The 22,602-nt window shown below is 68.2% G+C and carries 23 protein-coding genes; 6 read left to right on the top strand and 17 right to left on the bottom strand.

What is annotated here, in order from left to right; translation table 11 throughout:
- Nucleotides 1–4: 4 nt before the first annotated feature.
- From M2282_RS02940 to M2282_RS02920, 5 genes are all read right to left on the bottom strand, one after another.
- Nucleotides 5–1,687, bottom strand: coding sequence for an alpha/beta fold hydrolase (locus tag M2282_RS02940; protein WP_280807285.1), 1,683 nt, complete (start codon nt 1,685–1,687; stop codon nt 5–7).
- A gap of 133 nt (nt 1,688–1,820) precedes the next feature.
- Nucleotides 1,821–4,070 carry a hypothetical protein gene (locus tag M2282_RS02935; protein ID WP_280807284.1) on the bottom strand — a complete coding sequence of 750 codons (2,250 nt, stop codon included), beginning with the start codon at nt 4,068–4,070 and terminating at the stop codon, nt 1,821–1,823.
- A complete protein-coding gene (locus tag M2282_RS02930) occupies nt 4,070–4,573 on the bottom strand; it encodes a pyridoxamine 5'-phosphate oxidase family protein (RefSeq protein WP_280807283.1) in 504 nt (167 codons plus the stop codon). The genes M2282_RS02935 and M2282_RS02930 overlap by 1 nt, the downstream gene beginning before the upstream one ends.
- Before the next feature lie 127 nt (nt 4,574–4,700).
- The gene (locus M2282_RS02925) at nt 4,701–5,192 is read right to left on the bottom strand and encodes a hemerythrin domain-containing protein (protein ID WP_280807282.1); all 492 of its coding nucleotides are present in this window, start codon (nt 5,190–5,192) and stop codon (nt 4,701–4,703) included.
- Nucleotides 5,193–5,300: 108 nt separating this feature from the next.
- A complete protein-coding gene (locus M2282_RS02920; RefSeq protein WP_280807281.1) occupies nt 5,301–5,534 on the bottom strand; it encodes a hypothetical protein in 234 nt (77 codons plus the stop codon).
- 156 nt (nt 5,535–5,690) lie between these two features.
- On the opposite strand from M2282_RS02920, the gene M2282_RS02915 reads away from it, so the two are divergent.
- A complete protein-coding gene (locus M2282_RS02915) occupies nt 5,691–5,963 on the top strand; it encodes a hypothetical protein (RefSeq protein ID WP_280807280.1) in 273 nt (90 codons plus the stop codon).
- Between the two features lie 16 nt (nt 5,964–5,979).
- Here M2282_RS02915 and M2282_RS02910 read toward each other — a convergent pair whose 3' ends face one another.
- The 5 genes from M2282_RS02910 to M2282_RS02890 are packed head-to-tail and all read right to left on the bottom strand — an operon-like array spanning nt 5,980 to nt 12,071.
- On the bottom strand, nt 5,980–7,308 hold the full coding sequence (locus M2282_RS02910) for a four-carbon acid sugar kinase family protein (RefSeq protein ID WP_280807279.1): 1,329 nt from the start codon (nt 7,306–7,308) through the stop codon (nt 5,980–5,982).
- Nucleotides 7,305–8,576 carry a ribulose-bisphosphate carboxylase large subunit family protein gene (locus M2282_RS02905; RefSeq protein WP_280807278.1) on the bottom strand — a complete coding sequence of 424 codons (1,272 nt, stop codon included), beginning with the start codon at nt 8,574–8,576 and terminating at the stop codon, nt 7,305–7,307. The genes M2282_RS02910 and M2282_RS02905 overlap by 4 nt, the downstream gene beginning before the upstream one ends.
- The gene (locus M2282_RS02900) at nt 8,573–9,112 is read right to left on the bottom strand and encodes a VOC family protein (protein WP_280807277.1); all 540 of its coding nucleotides are present in this window, start codon (nt 9,110–9,112) and stop codon (nt 8,573–8,575) included. The genes M2282_RS02905 and M2282_RS02900 overlap by 4 nt, the downstream gene beginning before the upstream one ends.
- 37 nt (nt 9,113–9,149) lie before the next feature.
- On the bottom strand, nt 9,150–11,045 hold the full coding sequence (locus M2282_RS02895; RefSeq protein WP_280807276.1) for a TRAP transporter large permease subunit: 1,896 nt from the start codon (nt 11,043–11,045) through the stop codon (nt 9,150–9,152).
- A 6-nt stretch (nt 11,046–11,051) separates the two neighbouring features.
- Nucleotides 11,052–12,071 carry a TRAP transporter substrate-binding protein gene (locus M2282_RS02890; protein ID WP_280807275.1) on the bottom strand — a complete coding sequence of 340 codons (1,020 nt, stop codon included), beginning with the start codon at nt 12,069–12,071 and terminating at the stop codon, nt 11,052–11,054.
- A 123-nt stretch (nt 12,072–12,194) separates the two neighbouring features.
- Between M2282_RS02890 and M2282_RS02885 the strand changes: the two genes are divergently transcribed.
- Nucleotides 12,195–13,250 (top strand): LacI family DNA-binding transcriptional regulator, encoded by a 1,056-nt coding sequence (locus M2282_RS02885; RefSeq protein WP_280807274.1) that lies wholly within the window; start codon nt 12,195–12,197, stop codon nt 13,248–13,250.
- 4 nt (nt 13,251–13,254) lie between these two features.
- Here the strand turns inward: M2282_RS02885 and M2282_RS02880 are convergent, their stop codons facing one another.
- From M2282_RS02880 to M2282_RS02870, 3 genes are read right to left on the bottom strand one after another with little or no spacing between them, the layout of a single operon-like run.
- The gene (locus M2282_RS02880) at nt 13,255–15,063 is read right to left on the bottom strand and encodes an ABC transporter ATP-binding protein (protein WP_280807273.1); all 1,809 of its coding nucleotides are present in this window, start codon (nt 15,061–15,063) and stop codon (nt 13,255–13,257) included.
- A 6-nt stretch (nt 15,064–15,069) separates the two neighbouring features.
- A complete protein-coding gene (gene alkB, locus M2282_RS02875; RefSeq protein WP_280807272.1) occupies nt 15,070–15,717 on the bottom strand; it encodes a DNA oxidative demethylase AlkB in 648 nt (215 codons plus the stop codon).
- 37 nt (nt 15,718–15,754) lie between these two features.
- A complete protein-coding gene (locus M2282_RS02870) occupies nt 15,755–16,156 on the bottom strand; it encodes a hypothetical protein (protein WP_280807271.1) in 402 nt (133 codons plus the stop codon).
- A gap of 301 nt (nt 16,157–16,457) precedes the next feature.
- Between M2282_RS02870 and M2282_RS02865 the strand changes: the two genes are divergently transcribed.
- Both M2282_RS02865 and M2282_RS02860 read left to right on the top strand, forming a co-directional pair.
- Complete coding sequence (locus M2282_RS02865; protein WP_280807270.1) at nt 16,458–16,727, top strand: hypothetical protein; 270 nt, start codon at nt 16,458–16,460, stop codon at nt 16,725–16,727.
- Between the two features lie 95 nt (nt 16,728–16,822).
- Nucleotides 16,823–18,448, top strand: a complete 1,626-nt coding sequence (locus M2282_RS02860) for a phospholipase D family protein (RefSeq protein ID WP_280807269.1) — start codon at nt 16,823–16,825, stop codon at nt 18,446–18,448.
- Nucleotides 18,449–18,480: 32 nt separating this feature from the next.
- Here the strand turns inward: M2282_RS02860 and M2282_RS02855 are convergent, their stop codons facing one another.
- From M2282_RS02855 to M2282_RS02840, 4 genes are all read right to left on the bottom strand, one after another.
- Nucleotides 18,481–18,981: a murein hydrolase activator EnvC family protein gene (locus tag M2282_RS02855; protein ID WP_432422860.1), complete on the bottom strand. Its 501-nt coding sequence runs from the start codon at nt 18,979–18,981 to the stop codon at nt 18,481–18,483.
- Nucleotides 18,982–19,107: 126 nt separating this feature from the next.
- Nucleotides 19,108–19,596, bottom strand: coding sequence for a CreA family protein (locus M2282_RS02850; RefSeq protein WP_280807268.1), 489 nt, complete (start codon nt 19,594–19,596; stop codon nt 19,108–19,110).
- 13 nt (nt 19,597–19,609) lie between these two features.
- Complete coding sequence (locus tag M2282_RS02845; protein WP_013542278.1) at nt 19,610–20,161, bottom strand: NUDIX hydrolase; 552 nt, start codon at nt 20,159–20,161, stop codon at nt 19,610–19,612.
- Nucleotides 20,162–20,178: 17 nt separating this feature from the next.
- On the bottom strand, nt 20,179–20,880 hold the full coding sequence (locus tag M2282_RS02840) for a fumarylacetoacetate hydrolase family protein (RefSeq protein ID WP_280807267.1): 702 nt from the start codon (nt 20,878–20,880) through the stop codon (nt 20,179–20,181).
- A 142-nt stretch (nt 20,881–21,022) separates the two neighbouring features.
- On the opposite strand from M2282_RS02840, the gene M2282_RS02835 reads away from it, so the two are divergent.
- Nucleotides 21,023–21,940, top strand: coding sequence for a tetratricopeptide repeat protein (locus M2282_RS02835; RefSeq protein WP_280807266.1), 918 nt, complete (start codon nt 21,023–21,025; stop codon nt 21,938–21,940).
- Between the two features lie 23 nt (nt 21,941–21,963).
- Complete coding sequence (gene maiA / locus M2282_RS02830; protein WP_280807265.1) at nt 21,964–22,602, top strand: maleylacetoacetate isomerase; 639 nt, start codon at nt 21,964–21,966, stop codon at nt 22,600–22,602.

The raw sequence follows: 22,602 nt of genomic DNA, 5'->3' as shown, positions 1-22,602 counted from the left end.
AATCTCAGCGGGGCGCAGCCCCCGCCGCATTCGGCCGCGACGACGGCTCCCACGAATCCGGCGTGGTCGCGACCAGCCCCTTGAAGTCCTTCCACGGTCGCGCCCCCGGCACGGTGCGCCCGCCGACCACCACGACCTTCGCATACGCCACCATGCGCTCGCGCAGGTAGCGCCGGTCCGGCTCGGGCCAGGTCTCGATCGAGTGCGGCCCGCGCGCCAGCACGATCTCCTTCACGCCGCGGATGCGGTTGTAGGCCGCGACGGTGCCTTCGAGCGTTTCCGCGCGGTCCCACAGGCCCTTGCCGAAGAAGGCCGCGGGCCAGCGGTCCATGCCCGCGAGCGTGGCCGAGTTCGGATAGAAGACGATGTGATGGTCCGCCGCCATGCCGCCGAGAAACAGGTTGCGGTCCGCGAGATCGGGCGCGTCGCCCACGTAGCCCGCGCCGGCCGCGAACGACGACAGCAGGATGGCGCCACGGATGTTCCGCAGCCCCCGGGGCTTGGCGCAGTTGACCTCCGGCAGGTCGAAGCTGCAGGTGGCGACGTAGTTGGTGGTCATCGCCCATGCGGTCGACATCGAGCCGCGCGAGTAGCCGCCCAGCACCAGCGGAATCTCGTCGGCCTTCATGCCCGCGAGCAGCCGGCCGCGCGCGGCGGTGCCTTCGAGCACCTCGCCCGAAGGCGTGAGCATGCGCAGGCCGCGGCCGTCCTGCAACTGGCCGAGCGTGCGGAACACGTCCTCGCCTTGCTCCAGCGTGTTGGTGTCGCTGAACCCGCCCGAGAGGCCTTCGCCGCGGCGGTCGTAGGCCAGCACATCGAAGCCGGCCTGGTTCAGCGCATGCAGGTTCTCGCGCCACCAGCGCTGGCCCATGGTCTCGGTGGTGGCGTTCGGAAACTTGACCGGCGTGGTCTTGCCCGTCTTCTCGTCGGTGCGGTAGGCGACTTCGTCGGGATGCTGGATCGCCGTGAGCTGCCCGCCGCCGCCCGGCGCCATGATCGCCAGCGCGCGCACCTTGCGGCCCTTGCCGTCGTCCACGCCAGCGCCCTCGATGTACCAGCCGCGCAGCTTGATGTCGGCGGTCTTCTTCAGGTCGATTCGCTCGAAGGCATCGGGCGGCACGGTGAATTCGACCGTGTAGGTGCGGCTCTCCGCTTCGGCAATGCCTTCGCGGTAGGGCGCCTTCGCGAAGAAGGCCGGCCGGCGGATCTGACGGAGGTCGACCTGCCCCTCGGGATCGATCTTTCCGGACGGATCGACCACGCCGGTCGCGCGCGTGGCGCGTTCCTTGTTCGGCGGCAGCCAGCGCTGCATCTGCGCATCGATGCGCTTGAAGCAGGCCGGGTCTTCCTTGCAGGCGCGCCACCGGGCCTTGAGCTTCTCGTCGGTGAATTCGCTGATGTGATAGTCGCCGCCGCCATAGCTGGCCGGCGTGGGGTTGGCCGTGAGCAGCAGCGGCACGCACACCGTGCCGCCCGCGCCCTTGGCGCCCTGGGGCAGCAGGTAGCCGGGCAGCATCGCGTTGCGGTCGGTGCCGACCCAGGCGGTGCAATCGGTGGGCGGCGGCGTGCTGTTGTCCGCCTGCCGCTTGGCCTCGGTGGTGCCCGTGCAGGCCGAGAGCGCGAACAGTGCGCCGAGGCCAATCGCGCAGAGACTTCGTTCGAGGCGAGGCGACAGGGTTCTCGACATGGATTCCGGTTCTTTGAGGTGTGTGCGGGAAGGGGCAGGCGCGTGCGGAGGCTATCGCCACCGCCGAGCCATTCTGCGGGGAGGGCGTGACGAATGGCCGGGGCGCGGAGCGCGTTGTCGTGCGGGAGTGCTCCTACCGCAGAAGCTGCTTTCCGGCGCCTGCGACCTGCGACGACGGTGCCGCCGCAGCGGCAGCGGTCGGCGAATGCTGCAGCGCGGCGGGCAGCCGGTTGTCCAGCCAGTCCATGCGCCAGGCCAGCACAAGCAGCGCCAGAGCGAGCACCACTGCCGCCGCTACGCCGGTCGTGCCGTGCCGCTCCCGGTAGGGATCGCGCGCCACCCGCCGCGCGCCCGGCGGCACATGCGCGGTCTGCGAGAGCAGGCCGCCCAGCCGCACGTTGACCTTCATGCGTCCGTTGATCGCCCAGCCGCTGGCATCCAGGATCGGCCCGAGGCTGCGCTGGCGCAACTTGAGCCAGGCGATCAACATGCTCGGGCCGGAGATCGCCGCCACGATGCCGATCAGCGCCACCGGTATCCACTGCCCCAGGTCGATGAACTTGCCGAAGATCGCAACCAGCACCGCGCTGATGCTCCCCAGCGCCACGCCGATCGCGGCGACCGTGCCGACGTCCACGCGGCCCGCGGGGCGGCCCGGTGCGGCGGGCGCCTTGGCGGTGCCGGGGGCCTGGTCGGCCGTCGTTAGCTTCGTCGCGAAGCCGGTCAGCGTGCCCTGGCCCACCGCCTCGCTGGCGGCGGCGCGCTTGGCGACCTGCTCCTCGATCACCCGCACGAATTTCTTGTAGGGCGAGAAGAAGGCCTGCGCCACGCTGGTCGGGTTCTCGATCAGCTTGGTGATGGTGGCGTCCCAGTCGCGGCCCTGGCGGTCGTAGAACAGGCCGTTGCGGCCCACGAAAAGAAAATCGATGTCGCCCGCGGTGAACGCCGCGACGATGCTCATCTTCTGCCCTTGGCGCGTGCAGTCGCAGTACGCAAGGCAGGTCTTCGCGAGGCCCGCCAGCACGGCGTGCCTGGCCGTGTCCTGCACCTGCACCGTGAGCTCGCAGCTGCGGCCGTCGAGGTACAGCGTGCCGGCCTGGAAGATCGCGCCCTCGCGCCGGTAGAAGGCCTTGAACGACACGAAGTTGTTGAGCAGCACCACCAGGTCGCGCTGCAGCCGGATCAGCTTTTCGAGGTCCACGAGCAGCTTGTTGTGCGTCTCGGCGGCTTCGTCGTCATGGAGCAGGGCGAACAGCGCCTCGCGGGTCTGGAGAAAAGCGTCGAGCTGCGCGAGCGACAGCGAAGCCGCTGCGTTGTCCGGGCGCTCGGCCATCAGCGCCTGCAACGGCGCGAGCTGCTGCTTGATGGCCAGCCATTCGGTTTCCGCGAGTTCGTCGCGCGCGCCCTGCAACGGCGCGACGGTGCGCTCGGCGAACACGGCAATGTCTGGGGTCCACGCGGGGTTGATGCGGTTGCCGTGCAAGGGCAGCACGCAGCGCGGCGTCACGGGTGCGAGCGGCAGGTCGGCAATGGGGTCGGCACGCAGGTCGAGCGTGTTTGCGCCGAGCGCGTCGTAGGCTTCGGGCGAAGGGTTCAGCGCCGCCACGGCCTGCACGTCGAAGGCGGCAACGCGGCAGCGCGCAAAGAAGTCGTCGAGCTTGGCCTGCACCTTGCGCGTGGCATCGGCGGCGGCCAGGGTGGGTTCGCCGAGCGGCATCAGCGTCCTGTCGTTCGCATTCGCCTTGGCGTGCCAGTCGCGCGCGGCCTTCACTTCGGCGAAGAAGGCTTCGATGCGCGGACGGTCCACGCCGGGCGTGGCCTTGTGCCGGTCGGGCACGCTGCCGTGGGTGCGCATGATCTCCTGGACCGTCGCGCGCACCGCGTCGTCCTGCGTCGTCTCCGGCGTGATGACGCCGTCGCCGTTGAAGCGCATCGCGGACAGCAGCTCGCCGCGGTCGGCGATGTCGGCCAGCGTGAGCGTGGCGGCGTCGGGCTTGCCCTGGATCTGCAGCAGCCGATGCGCTTCCTCGCGCAGGCGCGCTCCGTCGGCGTTGCCGGTGTCCAGATCGTCCAGCGCCAGCACATCGCTGCCCTCGAGCAGCACGTCCGGATTGCGCAGACGTGCGCACACCCACTCGCAGGCCGCGACCACCTCGGGCGGCCGCACGCGGCCATCGCCATCGGCATCGATGAGATCGAGGGTGCGCGCATCGAAGTCGATGCCGCGCGTCGGGCAGGCGAGGGCGACCCACAGCTTCTGGTCGAGCTCTCGCAGGCGGGCAATGTCCTCGCCGGAGCGAAAGATGACCTGGTCGGCACCTCCGACCCGGATGAATTGCCAGCGGTGCGGCGCCTGTGTGTTCGTCGGCGGCGCTGCACTCATCAGGAAACTGCAACCTTCTTGTGTTCTCCGAGGTTCTTCGGCGGCTCGCCGGTCACGGCCGCCTTGGCCATCTTGAACAGCTGGACCATCTTGCTGTCGTCCACGTCCCAGTATTCGGCGCGCAGCACGCTCACGGCCAGAAGGCCCAGGTTGGTGTCGGTCGGCCCCTCGGGGAACCAGGCCTTGGCCATCGTGGTGAACAGGGCTTCCTTCTTTGCCGGGTCTTCGAGCAGCACCGCGTGGCCCGAGATGGAGACGTAGCTGTCGTCGTCGGTATTCGCGTAGGAGACGTTCACGGTCGGATCGGTGGCCACGTGGCGCGCGATGTCGCCGTCCTTCGGAACGAAGAAGTAGAGCGTGGCGCCTTCATCGACGTCCTTGTTCTGCGTGGTCAGCGGATGGCTGTGCAACTGGCCGTCGTCGTGGCGGTGCGTGAGCATGCCGAAGCGGGTGTCCTTGATGAGCTCCCAGAGCTTGCTGGTGTTTCCGGTGGTGGCGGTCATGGTGGTTCTCCGTTGGTTGGTGAGTAGAGGCACCACCGTAGGGGAAGGCGCGGAGCCCGCGTGAGGACACACGGCGCGCCGCCATGTCGTCCGGCGCCGACACCCGCGCGCCGGACGACGTGGTGGCTCAGGCCGGCTCGCCCATCAGTTCGGCCATCAGCTCTTCCTTGCGTGCCGCAAGCTGTTCGCGCATGGCGACCAGGTCCAGCTTGGTGGCGCGCGCCTTGGGGAACATCTCGTTGCGCTCTTCCTTGACGTGGTGATCGATGTATTCGCCGAGCACCTTCACCTTGGCATCGAACATCTCGTCGACCTCGGTGGCGTCCTGGATCTGTGCGATGAGATCCTTGGCGGTGGCATGCTCCACCTCGGCTTCGTCGAGCAGGTCGGTTTCCTTGATCGCTTCGCGCACGGCGGGATAGAAGATTTCTTCCTCGATCTGCGCATGAACCGTCAGTTCCATGCAGATCTGGTTGGCGAGTTCGCGCTTCTTGTCGGTGGCGCTGGCGGCCTTGGACTCCATGAGTTCTTCGTAGGCGGTGAACATCTTCTTGACGTTCTTGTGGTCGGTGTCGAGAAGGCTGCATGCATCAGGTTGTGCGCGCTTGGTGGTGGGCATCGTGGGCTCCTGGTTGGGTGGTGGGGAAGGCAAAGATGCGCAGCGCCGCACAGGAGCGGCGTAGGAAATTTCCGCGTGCGCATGCAAGGCGCGGGGCAAGGGGCCTGCTCAACCTTCTTCGGTCTTGAAGAGCCCCCGCACGTTCAGCGCCGCGAGGCACACCTGCAGCGCGATCAATGCCCACGCCTGCGTGTGCACGCCCCACACGACCCACAGCACATTGCTGGCCAGGAAGACCCAGAAGCCGACGTTGCGCCGCCCCTTCGCGTTCGATGCCACCAGCCAGGCGGCGGTCACCGAGGCGGCGAAGGCCGGCCATTGAATGAAAGAAAGGATGTCCATGCTGGGCGTGCTTGTATGTGGATGTTCGGGGACCGTAGCGCAGCAAGCCACCCTCGATCAGTGCTTCTTGCCGACGCACGACGTGGGCCGGTTCTCACACGCATCCGTCCGCGAGCGCCGCAGATTGAAGGCGTTCACAAGGAAAGACAGGTCCCCATGGAAGCCACATCACCGCCGTTCGACGAGCGCATCGTCACGTTCACCTACCGAGGCTGGATGTTCCTCTGCCGCGCCGAGCGCAGCGACAACCTGACCTACAGGCCCGTGGTGCGCTGCCAGGGCCGCTCGGACAGTCCGGAAGACATCGAGCTGCCCAACGACACGGACGAGATCGCCTACGGCACCGAGGTAGAGGCGCTGCGCCATGCCGAGCAGCAGGCGGTGCGCTGGGTGCACGACCGCACCAGCGACGGGCAGGGGCAGATGTAGAGAGCTTAGGGGCGGGTCAGCCCCTGCCGTGGACCAGGCGTTCGAACACGTCCTCGGTGCCCATCTGGCCGCCCTTGAGCATGATCTCCATGCCGTCGAGCCGGGCGTCGTCGCTGTGCACGCGGCACAGCGAGGCACCGGCGCCCATGTCGGCGACGTAGGAGAGGCCCCAGGCATCGAGCGCTTGCACACCATGGCTGGAGGTGTCGCCACCGGCCACGCCCACGCGGCGCAGCGGAATTTGCGCCAATACCCGGACCAGCAGTTCGCCACCGGCGTGTGCGAGCGCTTGCGCGTTGACGTCCGGTGAGGGCGATACCTGCTCGGGTGGACGGGTGCAGGCGAGGACGTTGTGGCCCCGAGCGAGCGCCTGTGCGATCTCGAGGGCATGGCGCTCCAGGGTCGGCGCGTCGCGCTGTGCGAGCCGTGGGGCGTCGAGCCACACGATGTCGAATGAAGGCGCTGCTGCCATTTGTCGCGCCGTGACCGGCGAGAGGCTGCCCGCAAGTACCAGCACGGGGCCTGTCGCCGGCGCCACGACAGGCTGCGTCGTTTGCGCATCGGCGCGCGTGCCGAGCGCGCTGGCCAGCGCATCGACCACGCTGCTCGGGCCCACTGCCAGCAATTTCTCGCGTTGGGCGTACGCCCACAGCACCTCGCCGATGGCTGCCAGTTGCACCGCATCGGCCACGTCGAACAACACGGCCTCGGGCGGTGTTGCGGGCAAGGGCGGGCGCAGAGTGCGCTGCAGCGCTTCGCCAAGCGCATCGCCGCCCTTCGACGCGACCGTGAAAGGAATGGAGCGCACGTCGGCCATGCCCTGCCCGGCCAGATGCACGCGCAGGTCGGCCTCGTGCATCGGCGTCACCGGGTGCCGGCTCATCGTCGGATGGCGGTCGATGCGGAACACCTCGCCGCCTGCGCCCGCCGCGGCGAACAGGTTTCCGAACAGGCAATGCCGGCCGAGGTTCGGTTGCCCACCCACGATGGCCGTCCACGGCTGCTCGACCGCACCGCGCAATGCACGCACGGCGGCACCGATGGAGCCGATATGCGGCGCGCTGTCGAAGGTCGAGCAGGTCTTGTAGTGCAGCACGCGCGCGCCGAGCGAGCGGAACAGCGCGGCGACGGGTGCGAGTTCGGCCTGCATCGCTTCGGGCGTCATGGCGCGCGCTGCGCCAGCGATGCCCAGCACGTCGAGCAGGCCGGCGCGTTCGAGGCGCGCGGCATCGGGCGTTTCCAGGAACAGCAGGGCCCGGAGCCCGGCGCGAGCCGCGGTGCCCAGCGTGTCGGTCGCGCCGGTGAAATCGTCGCCGTAGTAGACGACGGCCGGAGCGTGCGTCATGGGTTGCCGAAGAAGGCGAGGGCGCGCGCGAGTTCGGGGGCGTGCTTCGCGGCGTCTGACAACGACGTGCCTGTGCGCGCGGCCGACCAGGCCTGGCGGATGCTGGTCACGCCCGCTTCCGCGCCGTCCGGGTGCGCGAGGATGCCGCCACCGGCCATGAAGAGCAGGTCGTCGCTGCCGATGGCGGCCCAGGTGGCGGGCACGGTGCCGGCCCACTGGCCCGAAGAGAACGCGGGCATCACGCAATCGTCTGCTGCATCGGTCAGCGGCGTGAAGCAGTCGCGCGCCGATTCGATGACTTCGCTGTCGGGTTGCGAGAACTTGCCCTGCAGGCCGTGCACATGCATGTGGTCCACGCCAGCGAGGCGCCAGAGCGTCTGGTACGCCTGGAACGAGATGCCCAGCAGCGGATGCCGCGACAGCGCGCCATACCCATTGCGGTGGCCGTGCAGCGCGAGACCCGTGTGGCGCCGCAGCGTCTGGATGCCCGAATGCCCGCACCAGTTGACGCTGGCCATCACGCAGGAGCCGCCTTCGCGTTCCACGAGATCGGCATGCCGCTTCATCGCATCGGTCTCGTCGGTGATGTTGAAGGCCGCCATCACGTGCTTGCCGGTGCGCTCCTGGTGGGCGCGCAGGACCGCCATCACGGCGGGCACGCGCTCGGCGAGCGGGGCATGCGCGGGGTCGGCGCAGACCTCGTCGTCCTTGATGAAATCCACGCCCGCGGCGCAGAGCCTCGCGACCAGCGCAGCGGTCTCCGCCGCCGAGAGCCCCACGTTAGGCTTGATGATCGTTCCGACCAGCGCGCCGCTCGCCACCCCGGTGGCGCGCCGTGTGCCCGCGATGCCGACGCGCGGCATCTCGAACTGCGCACGGTACGCGGCCGGCACCTGCAGCGATTCGAGCCGCAGGCCCGTCACTTCGCCCAGGTCGTACAGGTTGCCCGACACCGTCGCGGCGAGCGTCGGCAGATTGGCGCCGATGTTCGCCACGGGGAACGAAATATCGACATGCGCGCGCCGCCACGGGCCATGTGTGCCCTTGCGTTCGAGCAGTGCGTTCGGCAGGCTCGGCGATGAGGCCGGCTCCAGCTCGGTGATCGCCTCGACCGTCGCACGCGCACGTTCGCGCAGCGCATCGGTCTCGCCCTCGACCCGCGTGAAGGTGCCGCACGATTGCTCGCCGGCCATCACCTCGGCGACGGCGACCGGGTCCACCGGCGTCTCGATGAGATAGCGCGCGCGGATGCGTTCGGTCACGGTCACAGCTTGCTCAGGTCGGGGAAGGGCCGCACAGGCTCGCTGCCGTCCCAGCCTTCGGAGGCGCTGCGGATCAGGTCGAACATCTTGCCCTTCGGCCCCGCCACTTCGGACAGCTCGATCACCGTGCCCGGGTGGTACTCGGTGTCGAAGTAGATGAAGCGGCCGCGCTCGCCCACTTCGCCGCTCATCACCGGCTTGAAGCCCTGCGCGGTGAGGCGTGCGAGATCGGCGTCGTAGTCGGCCGTCCAGTAGGCGACGTGCTGCAGGCCGGTGCGGCCGGCCTGGAGGAAGTCGCGGTACATCGAGGGCACGTCGTTGCGCGTCTGGATCAGCTCGACCTGCACATAGCCCGAGTTGGCCAGCGCCACCGAGTTGTGCGGCTCGTGCGCCTTGCCGTTGTAGCGGTAGTTCTTGATGGGCACCTTGGGGTTGTAGAACCACGGGCCCACGCCCAGCTTGGTGCTCCAGTAGTCCATGGCGGCTTCGATGTCGTGCACGACATAGCCCAGCTGGCGGATCTCGCCGAGGAATCGACTCATTGCGGTTGGCTCCGGTGATGTGAGTGTGTTGTTGTGATCAGAACTTGAGGAAGCCGGTCGAGAACCACGGGAAGGCGGCCACGATGACCAAGCCCACCAGCATCGCGGCGATGTAGCCCCATATGTGCTTGATGCCTTCGTCGGGGTTGACCTTGCTTACGGCGCAGGCGCCGTAGTAGCCGACGCCGAAGGGCGGCGCGAAGAGGCCGATGCCCATCGAGAAGATCACGACCATGGCGTAGTGCACCTCGTGCACGCCGGCCGCCTTGGCGATGGGGAAGAGGAGCGGCCCGAACAGCACGATGGCCGGAATGCCTTCGAGCACGCTGCCCAGCACGATGAAGGCAACGATCGATACGGCCAGGAAACCATATGCGCCGCCCGGCAGCGCGCCCATGATGCGCGCCAGGTCCTGCGAGAAGCCCGATTGCGTGAGGCCCCAGGCCATGGCCGTGGCGCAGCCGACGATGAAGATGATGGCGCCCGAGAGCGAGGCGGTGTCGATCAGCATCGGCTTCAGCCGCTTCCAGTCGAACTGCCGGTACACGAACAGGCCGACCAGCGCCGAATACACGATGCCGATGGTCGACACCTCGGTGGCCGTGGCCACGCCCTCGACCACCGCGGCGCGGATCACGAAGGGCAGCAGCACCGCGGGCAGCGCGACCATCAGCAGCTTGCCGATTTCGCGCTTGCTGTAGCGCTGCACGCCGCTCAGGTCTTCGCGGCGGTAGCGCCACCACACGACCACGCACAGCGCCGCGCCCAGCACCACGGCCGGCAGCAGCCCGCCGGTGAACAGCGCGGCGATCGAGATGCCCGTGACCGAGCCGATGGTGATGAGCACGATCGACGGCGGAATGGTCTCGGTCTGCGCCCCGGTGGCCGAGAGCAGCGCCACCAGGTCGCCGGGCTTGGCGCCGCGCTTGACCATCTCGGGAAAGAGAACAGGCGCAATGGCCGCCATGTCGGCGATCTTGGAGCCCGAGATGCCCGACACCAGGTACATCGCGCCGATCAGCACGTACGAGAGGCCGCCGCGCACATGGCCCAGCAGGCTTGCGAGGAACTGGATCATGGCGCGCGCCATGCCCGTCATCTCGATCAGCGCCCCCAGGAAGATGAAGAGCGGCACCGCGAGCAGGATCAGGTGCGACATGCCTTCATCGAGCCGCCCCACCATCACCAGCAGCGGCGTGCGCGTGGTGAGCGCGAGGTAGCCGAAGGTGGCGAGCGCGAACGAGAACGCGATGGGCACGCCCGACAGCACGGTGGCGGCCACCACGACCACGAAGAAGATCACCAGGTTGAACTTGCCCAGCGTCGCGAAGAGCGGCGCCGCGAGCCAGAAGACGGCCACCAGCGCGGCCATGCCGAGCACCGCGACGGCGATCTGCCGGCCGGTGCACACGCGCACGAGGCGCAGCATCGCCATCACCAGCATGATGCCGATGCCCGCCGGAATGGCCGCGGCGCGCCAGGCGTTGCTGATCTCCAGCGCGGGCGTGACGATGAACGACTCCTCGTGCGCGTAGTCGATCGAAGGCCAGATGATGAGCACCAGGAATGCGACCGACGCCGCGATGGCAAACGCATCGAGCATGGCGCGCGTCGAAGGCGTCACCTTCTGCAGCAGCGCCGTCATGCGCATATGCTCGCCGCGCCGCAGCGCCACCACGGCGCCCAGCATCGAGAGCCAGAGGAAGAGGATCGATGCGAGCTCGTCCGACCACACCAGCGGCGCATGGAACACATAGCGCGACACCACGCCCGCGAACAGCACGCAGATCTCGGCCAGCACCAGCAGCGCGGCCACGGCCTCGACGGCGCCGCCGATCACGCGGTCGGCGCGCCCGGCGATGCCGCTCAGCGCATTGGCCGAAGGGCCGGCACCGGTGAAAGGCGCCGCCTCGAAAGTGGATTCATGCACCATGGCCGCTCAGGCCAGCTTGCCGACGGTGCCTTCGAGCAGCGCCCAGGCCTCGGGGCCGAAGCGGCCCTTCCATTCGTCGTAGAAGCCCGATTCGCGCAGCTTCGCGCGGAAGCTGTCGGCAGTCGGGCGGTTGATGGTGAGGCCCTTGGCCTGCAGGTCGCCGACGACCGATTCGTTGAGCTTCTTGATGTCTTCACGCTGCTGCATGCCGGCATCGTTGATGGCGCGCGCGACGATGGTCTTCAGGTCGTCGGGCAGCGCGTCCCATGCGCGGCCATTGACGATGAACCAGTAGCCGTCCCAGATGTGGTTGGTGAGCGAGCAGAACTTCTGCACCTCGAAGAGCTTGGCGACCTGGATGATCGGCAGCGGGTTCTCCTGTGCATCGACGATCTTCGTCTGCAGCGCGGAGTACACCTCGCTGAACTGCAGGCTCGCGGGCGCGGCGCCCAGACCCTTGAACATCGAGATCGACAGCGGGCTCACCGGCACGCGGATCTTCAGGCCGTCCATGTCCTTGGCGGTGGACACCGCGGCCTTGCTGCTGGTGGTCTGGCGAAAGCCGTTGTCCCACATCTTCTCGAAGGCGTAGAGGCGCGACTTGGCGATGGCGCCGCGCACATGCGCGCCCACCTTGCCGTCCATCGCGGCCCACACCTGGCCGTAGTCGTTGAACGCGAAGCCCACCGCATTGATGGCCGCCACCGGCACCAGCGTGGCGATGACGAGCGCCGAGGGCGTGAAGAATTCGATGCCGCCCGAGCGCACCTGCGCGAGCATGTCGGTGTCGCCGCCCAGTTGGTTGTTCGGGAAGATCTTGATCTCGACCCGGCCCTTGGTTTCCTTGGCGATGCGGTCCGCGGCTTCCTGCGCGCGCACGTTCAGCGGATGGCTCAGCGGGAGGTTGTTGCCGTACTTGTACGAGAACTCCGCGGCGCGCGCGATGCGCGGCACGGCCGACACGATGCCGGCGGCGGGGAGGGCGGAAAGCGTGCGCAGGGCACTGCGGCGGGTCAGCGAGTTCATGTTTTGTCTCCAGGATCTTCGGAATGCGGTTGATGCAATCTGATGCATCAGTGGATTCGGGCCACAGCGAAGATAAAAGCATGCATCATCCGGGTCAAACTTGATCCTGATGGTTTTTGATGTATGCGGGATAACCCTTCACCTCCTTCCGATGCACGTCGCGCGCGCGTGGTGGACATCGCGCGTGCGGCGCAGGTGTCCACTGCCACCGTCGATCGCGTGCTCAACCGCCGTCCCGGCGTGCGCGACGCCACGGTGCAGCGCGTGCTCAAGGCCGCGGGCGAGCTCGACTACCTGCCGGGGCCCGAGCTCTATGCGGCGCTGACGCCGCCGCCGCTGCGGCTGGTGTTCCTGCTGCCTGCGGGCACCAACCGCTTCATCCGCATGCTGGGCGACATGGTGGGTTACTCGCAGGAGCACTGGGCGCCGTTCAACGTGCAGTGCCGCACGGTGTTCATCGAGAGCTTCAACCCGCATGAGCTGGCGGATGCGTTGCGCAAGCACGGCCAGCGTTGCGATGGCATTGCGATGATGGCGCTGGAGCATCCGGCGGTGCGCGAAGCGGTGGCTGCACTGGCGGCGCGAGGGCTGCCGGTGGTCACGCTGATCTCGGACCTGTCGAACTCCGGGCGCGCGGCGTTCGTGGGGCTCGACAACCGGGCCGCGGGCCGCACGGCCGGCTATCTCATCGGCCGCTTCATCGGCGCGCGCGCCGCGAAGGTCGCGCTCATCGCGGGCAGCCTGAGCTACAAGGCGCACGAGGAGCGCGAGGCCGGCTTCCTGCACGTCATCGAGGAGATGTTCCCGCGGCTCGAAGTCGTGGGCCTGCGCGAAGGCCAGGACGACGCGGGCAAGAACTACCGGCAGACCCGCGCGCTGCTGGAGCAATACCCGGACATGGGCGGCATCTACAACATCGGCGGCGCATCGGACGGCGTGGCGCGTGCTTTGAAGGAGGCGGGGCGCGAGCAGAAGGTGGTGTTCATCGGCCATGGCCTCACGCCGGACACGCGCGCGCTGCTGATCGACGGCAGCATGGACGCGGTCATCACGCAGAGCCCGCACACCACGCTGATGAGCTGCGTGCGCATCTTCACCAACCTGCGCGACAAGCGCGAGGCACTGAGCGGGGTGGAGACCACGCGCAGCCAGGTGATCTTTCGCGAGAACCTGCCCTGAGCCTTCAGCTGGGCGCCGTCATGCGCTGCAGCAGCGGCTGGCGCGCCAGCACTTCGTCCCGCGGCCCATGGTCGAGCACGCGGCCGGCTTCCATCAGCAGCACGGTGTCGAAGCGCTCGAGCAGGCTCAGGCGATGGATCGATGCGATCACGCAGGCGTTGGGGAAGGCATTGGCGATGCGTTCGAGCACGCGCGCTTCGGTGTTGGCATCGAGCGCGCTGGTCGGCTCGTCGAGCAGCAGCAGCGAACTGCCCTCGGCCGCGAGCACGCCGCGTGCGAGGCACAGGCGCTGGCGCTGTCCGCCTGAGAGGTTGAAGCCGCGCTCCGACACGGCCGTGTCGAGGTCGCCGTGGTTCGCCTTCAGCACCTCGTCGAAGGTGCTGGTGTGCAGTGCGGCGAGCAGCCGCGCATCGTCCGTGGGCTGGCCGAAGGCGAGGTTCTCGCGCACGCTGGCCTCGAAGAGTTCGGTCTCCTGCGGGATCAGCGTGGCGAGCCGGCGCAGCTGTGGCCAGTCGACCGGCTGGCCATCGAGCGTGAGCGTGCCGGCGTGCGGCGCGTAGAGGCCGGCGAGCACGCGCAGCAGCGTGCTCTTGCCGCCGCCGCTCGGGCCGACGAGGGCCACGCGCTGGCCGCGGCGCAGGGTGAGGGCGACGTTGTGCAGGCCGCTGCGTGGCGGCTCGGCCGCATCGGCGACCGGCTCGCCGCGCGGCGCGTACTTCCACTGCAGCGCATCGACGCCGAGTTGCGCCCAGGTTGCATCGGCGTCGATGCGCTCGCGCTCGGGCACCTGCTCCGGAGAGGTCGCGAGCACATCGCCCGACGGGGCCTGCCATATCGGCTCGGCGCTCGAATAGTCGGTGTGCATGCGGGCGAAGAAGCTGAAGTTGGCGGCCACTGAAGTCACCACGCCGGCCGCCTGCTGCGCGTACTGGTAGATCATGAACACCGCGCCCAGCATCACCGCCTGCCCCGGGGTGCGCGCCTGCCACACGTAGATGACGACCAGTCCCCAGGTCAGCGCCAGTCCCATCAGGTCGACCGCGAACCACTTGCCTTCGTTCAGCACCACCGTGCGCTTGAGCGGCAGCGAAATCGCCGCCATGCGGCGGCGCAGCAAGAGGCGCGACGCACCTTGAAGCCGCAGGCCGATCACGGTCGATGCGTTGCCCAGGAAGTCGAGCAGCTCCGACACATAGCGCCGGTCGGCATCGTTCTCGGCGCGCGCGAGCTTCATCAGCGCGCGGTCGATGCGCACGATCACCAGGCCGATCAGCACGTAGCCCACGAGGGCCGTCGCGCCGCTGGTGCGCGACAGCAGCGCCAGCGCCACCAGCGGCCCGACGAAGTTGACCGCGTTGGTGAGCCAGATGAACTGGTTCTGCGCGAAGTCCGCGAGCGCGCGGCTGGCCTGGTGCACGCGGTGCTGCAGCTCGCCCGAATGGTGGCCGTCGTGCCAGGCCAGCGGCGCGGCGGCGATGCGCGCATAGAGCTCGTCGGCCAGCCGCTCGCGCACCTTCAGGCCCACGTTGCGCTCCAGGATGCGGCCCGGCCCGTGCAGTGCCCAGGCGCCCACGTACACCGCGGCCAGCGTGCCGATCCAGCGGCCCGCGCCAGTGAAGTCGCTGCGCTGCAGCGCGTTGATGGCCTGGCCCGCAAGATAAGGCAGCGTGAGGCGGATCAGTTGCGAGGAGGCGAGCAGGGCGGTGGCGGCGAGCAGTTGCCCGCGTGCGCCGGCCGCGAAGTGCCACAAGGCGGCGTAGAGCGCGCGGATGGCGTTGCCGGGGTCGTTGGTTTCTGTCGCCGTCTTCTGCATGCGTGGTCAGCCCGCCTTGCGGAACGTGAGGTTGATGCGCAGGCTGCCGAGGGCGGGATGAGGCTGGTCCTTGAGCGGCAGCACGCCGTGATAGCGCAGCCGGTCTTCACCGCCCCAGACCACGACGTCGCCATGCTGCAGCGGGATGCGCGCGGCCTTGTCGCCGCGCTCGTGCCCGCCGAACAGGAACACGGCGGGCATGCCGAGCGATACAGACACGATGGGCGCGCCGTAGTCATGCTCGTCCTTGTCCTGGTGCAGCGAGAGGCGCGCGCCGGGTTCGTAGCGGTTGACGAGGCATGCATCGGGCACGAAGCCCTCGAAGCCCGCGGCCGAGGCGGCCTCGCGGGCGAGGCGCAGGAACGATTGGGGCATGGCAGGCCACGGCTTGCCGGTGTCGGGATCGGTGGCGCTGTAGCGGTAGCCGCGGCGATCGCTGGTCCAGCCCAGCGCGCCGCAGTTGGTGAGCGCGACGGACATGGTGAACCCGCCGGGGGTGACGAGGTGGCGGAAGGGGGCGTCCTCTGCAATCGCCTTGACCGCGGAGAGCAGCTCGTCGGCAAAGGGCAATGCGAAACCGGGGAGGACGAAGGCGCCGGGTCCGAGGGGTTCGCGCGCTTCGCGGGGCGGGTCGTCGAACAGGTCGAGCGTCATGCGGCAGGCCGGCCCGGGCGGGCCGGCGAGAAAACGCCTAGCGAACCGTCGACATCACCGTCGCCCGGCACCGCGGCTGGTCGCGGGGCGCGAGCAGGTTGCAGTTGTTCAGTGCACGCTCCTGCATGTCGCTGAGCTTCGGGCGTTCCTGTTGGTACTGCGGCTGGCGCTGGTACTCGGGCACATAGACCGGGGCGGGCTCCTGCCAGCGCTGGCGGCTTTCGTATTCGCGGCGTTGTTCGTACTCGCGCCGCTCGTACTCGCGGCGGTCTTGCCGCTCGCGGTCGTTCCGCAGACGCCGCATGCATGAGTTGAAGTCGAGGCCCGACTGTCCGCTGGCGCAGTAGCGGCGGTCGTTTTCATGGACGTAGTCGCCTTGCGCCATGGCGGGGACAGAGGTCATGAGACCGAGGAATGCCAGGAGAGCGAGTTTTTTCATGATGCGTGGCCTGTCTGTGATGCCGTTTGTCTGGTCAGTATGAGCGGTCTGCCGTGGGCTGAATGTAGCCGGTCGTCCTGCGCGCACGTAGGGTCGAAGGTGCCTGCGTTCGCGCGTTGCATGCTTAACGCCTGGACGCCGCGGCCGGTCGACGTGCCTGATCGGCCCGGCCGGCGATCTGGCGCCGCCGCGTGGGTGTACGCATAACTTTGTGCCTATTCGCATCCCATGAAGACGTGAAGTAGCCCTAAGGGATTCACTTATTGAAACAACTGGCGAATTCCCTATGGTCGAGGCCATCATGGACACCGTTCGCCTCGACATTCGTGTGCCAGCAGGCTGGGCGTGCTGGTTCGAGCTCGCCCGCACGCCCCGCGGCACGTATGCGGGGCTCGCGGAGCTGAGCCACCAGGGCATTGCGCAATGCGTCCTGGTGATCACCCAGCAGCTGTCGTCCGAGGCGGCGGTGCAGCGCGCGACGGTGCGGGCGGACCACTTCGTGCGGCAATGGATGCCGCAGCGCGGCCAGGTGCCCGACGCCTCCGGCCCGACCGTTCCCGGCAGCGCCTGAGCGACGCGCGCGGCGGGCCGCGCTCATGGTAGAAACCGCGAGCCGCGGAGGTCCTCCGTTCCGCCTCGTGCGCCTGCCACTCCTTTCTCGCTTTCATGTCCCACATCCCTGACCGGGCTGAAAAACCGCGCCCCCGATGGCTGGCGTGGTTGTTCGCCTGCTTCGCAGCGCTCTGCATGGCCGGTTGCGCCGGCCTTCCCACCGACGTGCAGCGCAAGCCCTCGGTGGCGATTGCCGACGGTGCGGACACCATGCTCGGCCGCCTCGTTCAAGCGGCCGCGCCGCCCGGCGAACCGCTCAGCGGGTTCCGCCTGCTGCCGATGCCGCAGTTCTCGCTGCATGCGCGTATCGAGCTCGCGCGCCGCGCGCAGCGCTCCATCGACGTGCAGTACTACCTGGTGCAGAACGACGAGACCGGCCGCTACCTGCTGCGTGCGCTGCGCGATGCGGCGGACCGCGGCGTGCGCGTGCGCCTGCTGGTGGACGACCTCTACACCGCGGGTGCCGACCCGCTGTTCACCAGCTTCGCCTCGCATCCGAACGTCGAGGTGCGCCTCTTCAATCCGTTCCCGGCCGGACGCGACCGCCTGGGCACGCGCTGGGCCGCATCGCTCTTCGACTTCGACCGGGTGCACCGCCGCATGCACAACAAGCTGTACGTGGTGGACAACACGATGGCGGTCATGGGCGGGCGCAACATCGCCAACGAGTATTTCCTGCGCGACGGGGGTTCGAACTTCATCGACATCGACACGCTGGTCGCGGGCGCGGTGGTGCCCCGGCTGTCGTCGCTGTTCGACATGTACTGGAACAGCCCCTACGTGTACCCCATCGAATCGCTGGTGCCCAGGGGCAACGAGTCGCAGGAGGAGCTGCGCGCGCTGTTCGACCGGCTCACCAGCGGACCCGAGACGCTGCATCCCGAGGAACCCGGCTCCACCGACCTGCTGGGCAACAACCCGCTGGCCAGGGACCTGGATGCCGGCACCCTGAAGCTCACCTGGGCACGCGCCGAGGCCTATGCCGACCCGCCGGCCAAGGCGCTCGCTCCCACGCCGGAGGGGCGCGGACTGCCGGCCGACCAGGCGACGGACAGCGTGCTCTACAACGTGCGCCGGTATCTGCGCGGGGCGCAGAGCGAGATCATGCAGACCACGCCCTACCTGATTCCAGGGCGCGGCGGCATGGAGTCGATCCGCATCATCCGCGGCAACGGCGTGAGCTACAGCATCGTGACCAATTCGCTGGCCGCCACCGACGAGTCGCTGGTGCACATCGGCTACCGGCGCTACCGTGCGCAGATGCTGCGGCTGGGCGTGGAGCTCTACGAGCTCAGCCCCAAGCGGGTGGAGGAGACCAGGCGCTTCGGCATGTACGGCTCGGCAAGCGGACGGCTGCATGGCAAGTCGGCCGTGATCGACCGCAAGACGGTGTTCATCGGCTCGATGAATTTCGACCCGCGTTCGGAGCTGCACAACACCGAGATCGGCATCTTCATCTTCAGCCCGCAGATCGCGCAGCAGCTCACCAGCCTGATCGGGTTCATCCGCCTGGATGGCGCCTACCAGCTGCAGCTGGGGCCCAGGGGCGGCATCGAATGGGTGAGCCCGGCATCAGGGGATGCGGCCGACACCATCCTTCACACGGAACCGGAAACGCATTTCTGGTCGCGCTGGAAGCTGGAACTGATGGCACCGCTGGTGCCGGAGAGCCTGCTCTAGCGAGGCTGGGCGAGGCGGAGGAAGGCCCGCGCCTACTGCTGCAGGCGCCCGTTGAGGTAAGGCTCGGGATCGACGGCGGTGCCGTTCTTGCGGATCTCGAAGTGCACCTTCGCGCGATCGTTGTCGCGGCCCATCTCGGCGATCTTCTCGCCCTGGCGCACGACCGCGTTTTCCTTCACGAGGATGGTCTGCGCGTGGGCGTATGCGGTGAGGAAGGTGTCGTTGTGCTTGACGATGACCATGTTGCCGTAGGAGCGGAGTTCGCTGCCCACGTACACCACGCGGCCGTCGGCCGAAGCGACGATCGGGTCACCGACGTTGCCCGCGATGTCGAGCCCCTTGTTGCGCACGCCGTCGAAGCGGGCGATGGTGGTGCCGCTGGCGGGACGAATGAAGAGCGCCTGTTTCGCCGGGGGCGGCGTGACGGTTTGGCCGGGCCGTGCCGGCGCCAGGGGCGTGGTGTCGCAGCCGGCGAGGGCTGCGGCAATCAGTGCTGCGACACCGGTGCGGAAAAGAAGAGTCTTGATTTGCATGGCGCTGTTGGAACGGGTTCGTTGCGGAGGGTTCCTGCGAACTGGCACGCCGGGCGCGCCACGCGGACGATGCTAGCAAACTCGTACGCACCTTCCGGAAGAGCGGAATGCGCGAAGGACTTATCGCTATTTGAGCGGGATCGGCGTGCCGCGATCGATGGGCACCGCGGTCACGCTGTTCTTCGGCGAGCCGTCGATCAGCAAGTCGGAGTAAGTGAGGTAGACCAGCGTGTTGCGCTTGGCATCGACCATGCGCACCACGCGCAGGCGCTTGAAGAGCACCGAGAGCCGCTCGCTGTACACCTCCTCGCGCTTGGGCAGCGGCTGCGTGATGCTGACCGGGCCGACCTGGCGGCAGGCGATGGAGGCCTCGGCCTTGTCTTCTGCCACGCCGAAGGCGCCGGCAATGCCCCCAGTCTTCGAGCGCGAGACATAACAGGTGACGCCATTGACCTTGGGGTCGTCGTAGGCCTCGATCACGATCTTGTGGTCGGGACCGATGAGCTTGAAGGCGGTGTCGACTTCGCCCACCGTCTCTGCCCTGGCCGCCGAGGCCGCCAACGCAAAGCCGAGGCTGGCGCCACAGAGGAGGGTGGCGCGGAGTGTCTTTTTCATGGGCTGTGGTGTGTCAAACGATGCTGAGTTCGTGCACGCGGTCGAAGCTGCCGCGGCGGCGGTCTTCGAAGAAGTGTTCCAGCGCCTCGCGCACGGTGCGAAAGGCGATTTCGTCCCAGGGGATCTCTTCCTCGGTGAAGAGCTTCGCCTCGATGGTTTCGTGGCCGGGGTCGAACTTGTCGTCCAGCAGCCGGGCGCGGTAGAAGAGATGAACCTGCCCCACGCGCACCACGCTGATCACCGCGAACAGGCCCTGCATCTCGAAGTTCGCGCCGGCCTCTTCGTCGGTCTCGCGCGCAGCGCCCTGGGCGGTGCTCTCCTCGAGCTCCATGAAGCCCGCGGGCAGCGTCCACTTGCCCCAGCGCGGCTCGATGTTGCGCTTGCACAGCAGCACCTTGTCGCCCAGGACCGGGATGGTGCCCACCACGTTCAGCGGGTTCTCGTAGTGGATCGTGTGGCAGGCCGGGCAGACGGCGCGCGGCTTGGTGTCGCCGTCGTCCGGGATGCGGTAGACCACCGCGGTGCCGCAGTTCTTGCAATGCTTGATGGGGACGCGCAGGAGCATGGGCGGTGCTGCCGTCTTCAGGCGATCTTGACGGTCAGCGTCGGCAGGCCGGCGACCTTGCCGACGAGCGTGTCGCCCGAGACCACGGCCGCCACGCCTTCGGGCGTGCCGCTGTAGATCAGGTCGCCGGGTTGCAGCTCCCAGGCGGCCGACAGGTGCTCGATGGTCTCGGCCACGTTCCAGATCAGCTTGCTCACGGTGCTGCGCTGGCGGTCGGTGCCGTTGACCTGCAAGGAGATTTCGGCGTTCTCGGCATCGCCGGCCTGGGCCACCGGCACGATCGGGCCGATGGGCGCGCTCTGCTCGAAGCCCTTGCCGATGTCCCAGGGGCGGCCCTGCTTCTTCATTTCGCCCTGCAGGTCGCGGCGCGTCATGTCCAGGCCGACGGCGTAGCCGTAGATGTGCTTGTGCGCATCGGCCGCCTTGATGTTTTTACCGCCGGTGCCGATGGCAACCACGAGTTCGATCTCGTGATGCAGGTTCTTGGTGAGCGAGGGGTAGGCCATGATGCCGGTCTGGCCTTCGTCGACCACCACCAGCGCGTCGGTGGGCTTCATGAAGAAGAAGGGCGGTTCGCGGCCGGTGAACCCCATTTCCTTGGCGTGATCTTCGTAGTTGCGGCCCACGCAGTAGATGCGGTGCACCGGAAAGCGGGCCGGCTGTCCGGCCACCGGAACCGAAACGGTGGCGGGCGGGGCGAAAACAAACTCGGAAGCCATTGCGAGGTGTCCTTTTCAGCGAAACGGGAGGGAGACCGGCAGTGTGCCAGAGGCTGCGCGCGGTTGCCGGGGCGCCGGACCCGGGATTTGGGGGCGGCTCACAATAGGCGCCTCGCGTTTTTCCGGATCTTTCCGCCACATCATGCCCATCCGAATAGGCAAAGCCGGCAAAGCCACGGCCCTCAACGAACTCGGCCGCCGGCGCGACGACGAGGGCGACCAGGACGGCGCCCTGGAGGCCTATGCCCAGGCAAGCGCGATCCATCCGGGTTGGGCGGTCCCCTGGTACAACGCCGGCCTCATCCACAAGTACCGCGGCGAATGGGCGGCCTCGCTGCAGGCCAATGCCCGGGCCGTGCAATGCGAGCCAGGCAACGAGGGCGCGCTGTGGAACCTGGGCATCGCCGCCACCGCGCTGGGCGACTGGGCCACGGCGCGCCGTGCATGGCGCCAGTACGGCATCGGCATTCCGGACGGCGAGGGGCCGGTCGACTACTTCGTCGGACTCACGCCGATCCGCGTGCACGGTGACGAGGGCACCGAGGTGGTCTGGGCCGACCGCATCGATCCGGCGCGCGCCATCCTGCGCAACGTGCCCACACCTGCCTGCGGCCACCGCTATGGCGATCTCGTGCTGCACGACGGCGCGCCCAACGGCTACCGGCTGAGCGGCGAGCGCGAGATGGCGGTGTTCGATGCGCTGGAGCTGATCGCACCGTCGGAGCATTCGACCTACGAGGTCTCGGTGGAAGGCGCGACCTCGGAAGACATCGAGGCGCTGGTTCAGCGCTTCAAGGCCGCGGATGGCTTCGCCGAGAACTGGACCGGCAGCATGCAGATGCTCTGCCGCGCCTGCTCCGAAGGACGGCCCTACGGCGAGGGCCGGCACAACCACGGCGCCGACGAGGCGCCCGGCACGCTAGGGCCGTGGCGCCTGGGCATCGCCTCCCGCGACGAGGCCAGTGCCCGACGCATCCTCGACGAATGGCGAGCCGCGACCTCATCGAAGCCCGAACTGCACGACTTCCGCTGCGTGCTGCCGGCCACACCACGTTCGTAGCTCGGCGCTATCCTTGGAAAACCATGAAGCTGCATAACTATTTCCGCTCCTCCTCCTCGTTCCGCGTGCGCATCGCCCTCAGCCTGAAGGGCCTCGACTACGAGTACGTTCCCGTGCACATTGCGCGCGGCGACCACCGCACCGGCCCGTACGCCGCTCTCTCGGCCGACAAGCTGGTGCCGATGCTCGAAGACGAGGGCGAGCGCTTCTCGCAGTCGATGGCCATCATCGAATACCTGGACGAGACGCACCCCGAACCGCCGCTGCTGCCGAGCGACCCCGTGGGCCGCGCCCATGTGCGCGCGCTGGCGCAATCCATTGCCTGCGAGATCCATCCGCTCAACAACCTGCGCGTGCTCAAGTACCTCGTGAAGGACCTCAAGCTCGACGACGCAGCCAAGACCGCCTGGTACCGCCATTGGGTGCGCGATGGCATGGAGGCCTTCGAGCGGCAGCTCGCGCTGTATCCGGGCAGCACCTTCTGCTATGGCAACACGCCGACGCTCGCCGACTGCTGCCTGGTGCCGCAGGTCTTCAACGGCCGCCGCTTCGACTGCGATTTCAGCGGCCTGCCGCGCAGCATGGCCGCCTTCGAGGCCTGCATGGCGCTCGACGCCTTCCAGCGCGCGCAGCCTTCGCAAGCACCCGACGCGGAAGCCTGA

Source organism: Variovorax boronicumulans (assembly GCF_029892485.1).
Classification (GTDB): Bacteria; Pseudomonadota; Gammaproteobacteria; order Burkholderiales; family Burkholderiaceae_C; genus Variovorax; species Variovorax boronicumulans_B.
Note: the sequence above shows the minus strand (reverse complement) of the source record. Positions and strands in the feature narration are given on the sequence as shown.

Bases quoted from the DNA above. Each gene is read 5' to 3' on its own strand.
- M2282_RS02940 (WP_280807285.1), bottom strand. From the start codon at position 1,687: ATGTCGAGAACCCTGTCGCCTCGCCTCGAACGAAGTCTCTGCGCGATT.
- M2282_RS02935 (WP_280807284.1), bottom strand. From the start codon at position 4,070: ATGAGTGCAGCGCCGCCGACGAACACACAGGCGCCGCACCGCTGGCAA.
- M2282_RS02930 (WP_280807283.1), bottom strand. From the start codon at position 4,573: ATGACCGCCACCACCGGAAACACCAGCAAGCTCTGGGAGCTCATCAAG.
- M2282_RS02925 (WP_280807282.1), bottom strand. From the start codon at position 5,192: ATGCCCACCACCAAGCGCGCACAACCTGATGCATGCAGCCTTCTCGAC.
- M2282_RS02920 (WP_280807281.1), bottom strand. From the start codon at position 5,534: ATGGACATCCTTTCTTTCATTCAATGGCCGGCCTTCGCCGCCTCGGTG.
- M2282_RS02915 (WP_280807280.1), top strand. From the start codon at position 5,691: ATGGAAGCCACATCACCGCCGTTCGACGAGCGCATCGTCACGTTCACC.
- M2282_RS02910 (WP_280807279.1), bottom strand. From the start codon at position 7,308: ATGACGCACGCTCCGGCCGTCGTCTACTACGGCGACGATTTCACCGGC.
- M2282_RS02900 (WP_280807277.1), bottom strand. From the start codon at position 9,112: ATGAGTCGATTCCTCGGCGAGATCCGCCAGCTGGGCTATGTCGTGCAC.
- M2282_RS02895 (WP_280807276.1), bottom strand. From the start codon at position 11,045: ATGGTGCATGAATCCACTTTCGAGGCGGCGCCTTTCACCGGTGCCGGC.
- M2282_RS02890 (WP_280807275.1), bottom strand. From the start codon at position 12,071: ATGAACTCGCTGACCCGCCGCAGTGCCCTGCGCACGCTTTCCGCCCTC.
- M2282_RS02885 (WP_280807274.1), top strand. From the start codon at position 12,195: ATGCGGGATAACCCTTCACCTCCTTCCGATGCACGTCGCGCGCGCGTG.
- M2282_RS02880 (WP_280807273.1), bottom strand. From the start codon at position 15,063: ATGCAGAAGACGGCGACAGAAACCAACGACCCCGGCAACGCCATCCGC.
- alkB (WP_280807272.1), bottom strand. From the start codon at position 15,717: ATGACGCTCGACCTGTTCGACGACCCGCCCCGCGAAGCGCGCGAACCC.
- M2282_RS02870 (WP_280807271.1), bottom strand. From the start codon at position 16,156: ATGAAAAAACTCGCTCTCCTGGCATTCCTCGGTCTCATGACCTCTGTC.
- M2282_RS02865 (WP_280807270.1), top strand. From the start codon at position 16,458: ATGGACACCGTTCGCCTCGACATTCGTGTGCCAGCAGGCTGGGCGTGC.
- M2282_RS02860 (WP_280807269.1), top strand. From the start codon at position 16,823: ATGTCCCACATCCCTGACCGGGCTGAAAAACCGCGCCCCCGATGGCTG.
- M2282_RS02855 (WP_432422860.1), bottom strand. From the start codon at position 18,981: ATGCAAATCAAGACTCTTCTTTTCCGCACCGGTGTCGCAGCACTGATT.
- M2282_RS02850 (WP_280807268.1), bottom strand. From the start codon at position 19,596: ATGAAAAAGACACTCCGCGCCACCCTCCTCTGTGGCGCCAGCCTCGGC.
- M2282_RS02845 (WP_013542278.1), bottom strand. From the start codon at position 20,161: ATGCTCCTGCGCGTCCCCATCAAGCATTGCAAGAACTGCGGCACCGCG.
- M2282_RS02840 (WP_280807267.1), bottom strand. From the start codon at position 20,880: ATGGCTTCCGAGTTTGTTTTCGCCCCGCCCGCCACCGTTTCGGTTCCG.
- M2282_RS02835 (WP_280807266.1), top strand. From the start codon at position 21,023: ATGCCCATCCGAATAGGCAAAGCCGGCAAAGCCACGGCCCTCAACGAA.
- maiA (WP_280807265.1), top strand. From the start codon at position 21,964: ATGAAGCTGCATAACTATTTCCGCTCCTCCTCCTCGTTCCGCGTGCGC.